Raw genomic sequence first — 2,752 nt, forward strand, 5'->3', positions numbered from 1 at the left:
CCCCCCCCCCCCCGTGCCAGCCTGCCGTAGGAGTCCAGCAGCGCCTCCCGGTCGTACGAGGACGTGGTGACGAGCACCTCGTCGGCGCCGCTGCGCTCGGCCAGCGCCCCGAGCGCGGCGGACACCTCGTCCTCCGTGCCGTGGATGTGCCCGCGCAGCCCGTCCTCGTACAGCCGGCGCTCGCGCTCGCTCATCGCCCGTGCCTCGGTCTCCTCGGCGGGCTCCAGCGGCGGGAAGGCGCCGTGCGTCCGCGCGTGCGCCAGCGCCCACGCCTCGGGCACGAGCAGCCTGCGGGCCTCCTCGCGGGTGGCGGCGACGGCCACGTTCCCCGCCACCACGACGTACGGGCGCCGCCACCACGCCGAGGGCCGGAAGGCGGCCCGGTAGCGGGCGACGGCAGCGAGCATCCGCTCCTCGCCGCTCAGGCCGCCGATCACCAGGGCCGCCCCCGCCGCGGCCGCCAGGTCCGCGCCCGCCTCGTTGGCGAGGACGAACGCCGGAACCCGCAGGCCCTCCGCCGGGCGGGCGTGCACCCCGTCGTGCGGGCGCGGGCCCCCGGTGAACCAGCCCTCCAGCTCGGCGAGCTGCCCGGCGAAGTCCCCCATGGCGTCCTTGTCCGTGCCCAGGGCCCTGCGGATGCCGTCCGTGAAGCCGACCGAGCGGCCCAGGCCCATGTCGATGCGGCCCGGGAAAAGGGACTCCAGCACCCCGAACTGCTCGGCGACGACGAGCGTGCGGTGGTTGGGCAGCATCACACCGCCCGTGCCCACCCTGATCCGCGAGGTCGCGGCCGCCACCGCCGCGGCGAGCACCGTCGGGGCCGAGCCCGCCACGCCGGGCACGCTGTGGTGCTCCGAGACCCAGAAGCGGTGGTAGCCGAGCGCCTCGGCCTGCTGCGCGAACCGCACGGTGTCGCGCAGTGCCTCGCCCTGCGGGCGGTCCCGGCGGGTGCGGGAGCGGTCGAGTACGGAGAGCCGGATCGTCACCTCTCCTTCAACAAAGGCGACCGGTCATGATTCCCGGGGCCCACCGGGCACGGAGGTGCCCGGTCACCTGCCCTGACGGCGCCAGGGGCCGGTGATCGCCAGCATGATGCCGGGGTCCTGGAGGTTGGCGAAGAGCGTTCTGCCGTCGGGCGAGAAGGTGACGCCGGTGAACTCGCTGTACTCGGGCTTCTGCGCGGTGCCGATGTTCAGTTCATTGCGGGCGATGGGGTAGGTGCGGCCGTCGTCGAGGGCGCCGAAGAGGTGCTGGATCCCCTCGCCGTCCTCGGCCACCACCAGGCCGCCGTGCGGCGAGACGGTGATGTTGTCCGGGCCGTCGAAGGCGCCGTCCCGGCCCGGGTCCTTGTTGACGCCGAGGCGCACCTTCAGGGTGAGGGTGCGGCGCCCGGGGTTGTAGAACCACACCTGGCCGTCGTGCTGGACGGGGCTCTCCTCCCGGGCGAAGGACGCGACGACGTACGCGCCCCCGTCGGCCCACCACATGCCCTCGAGCTTGCGGGCGCGGGTGACCTCGCCGTCCTTGAACTGCTTGCGCACCGGCACCGAGCGGGCGTCGCGGTCGGGCACGCCGACCCAGTCGACGCCGTAGACCGTGCCCGTCCGGGTGGCGCGGGAGAGGTCGTCGACGAAGCGGCCGCCGGAGTCGAAGCACTTGAAGGCCTGGAGCGCGCCCGCGTCGTCGGCGAGGGTGCGCAGCCTGCCGCGGCCGTGCCTGAAGCCCTTCGGCGGGGTCCAGCGGTAGAGCAGGCCGTTGGGGTCCGAGGCGTCCTCGGTGAGGTAGAGGTGGCCGCGGGAGGGGTCGGTGACGACGGCCTCGTGGGCGTAGCGGCCCAGCGCCTTGACGGGCTTGGGGGCGCGGTTGGCGCGGCGGTCGTGCGGGTCGACCTCGAAGACGTAGCCGTGGTCCTTGGTCATGCCGTTCCGGCCGGCCTTGTCCTCGGTCTCCTCGCAGGTCAGCCAGGTGCCCCACGGGGTGGCGCCGCCGGCGCAGTTGGTGGACGTGCCCGCGATGCCGACCCGCTCGGCGACGTGCGAGCCGTCGTGGGAGACCTCGACGACCGTGCAGCCGCCGGACGCGGCCGGGTCGTAGACGAGGCCCTCGGTGAGCGGCACCGGGTGCTTCCAGCCGGCCCGGGGGCCCTTGAGCTCGTGGTTGTTGACGAGGACGGTGGCGCCGCGGGGGCCTGCGAAGGCGGCGGTGCCGTCGTGGTGCGAGGGCGTGGGCTCGCCGGACTCCAGCCTGGTGACGCCGGCGCGGGTCAGGACGCGGTAGGAGAACCCGGCGGGCAGCGCCAGCAGGCCCTTCGGGTCCGGCACGAGGGGCCCGTAGCCGGGCCGGGGGCGGGGGCGGGCGCCGGACTGCTCCGGCGCGGCGCCCGCCAGGGCTCCGGGGGCACTGGCGAGCACGCCGACACTGCCGGTCAGCACCACCCCGGCACCGGCGACGGCGGATCGTTTCGCGAAGTCTCTTCGGCTGAGGGTCATCTGATCTCCAGGGTCCGCGGGCTCACGCGCCTACGTTCCCGTTCCCCGCCGAATACCGTATGAACACCACACGAAGCGCACGGGACGGAACCCCCAGCACCACGGGAGCGCGAGACCCCTCCCGCACGCCACCCGCACCACGGGCTGCGCCCCGCGAGGCGCAGCCGGGGCCCAGCCACTCGCTTCCGCCGCAGCGGCACACAACCACCACGGCGGAAACCGGCGGTGCCGAGCCGCCCCCGGGCGCAGGCGGTAGTCCCCGG

Annotated in this window: 2 protein-coding genes; both read right to left on the bottom strand. The window is 75.0% G+C overall.

Annotated features, from left to right (window positions below):
• The coding region (locus V7793_RS36130; RefSeq protein ID WP_336013911.1) for an MsnO8 family LLM class oxidoreductase at positions 1-986 on the bottom strand (986 nt) is incomplete at its 3' end.
• A gap of 63 nt (positions 987-1,049) precedes the next feature.
• Complete coding sequence (locus V7793_RS36135) at positions 1,050-2,489, bottom strand: alkaline phosphatase PhoX (protein ID WP_336013912.1); 1,440 nt, start codon at positions 2,487-2,489, stop codon at positions 1,050-1,052.
• Positions 2,490-2,752: the final 263 nt, after the last annotated feature.

Origin of the sequence: Streptomyces sp. KLMMK (genome assembly GCF_036961605.1) — a bacterium.
Classification (GTDB): domain Bacteria; phylum Actinomycetota; class Actinomycetes; order Streptomycetales; family Streptomycetaceae; genus Streptomyces; species Streptomyces telluris.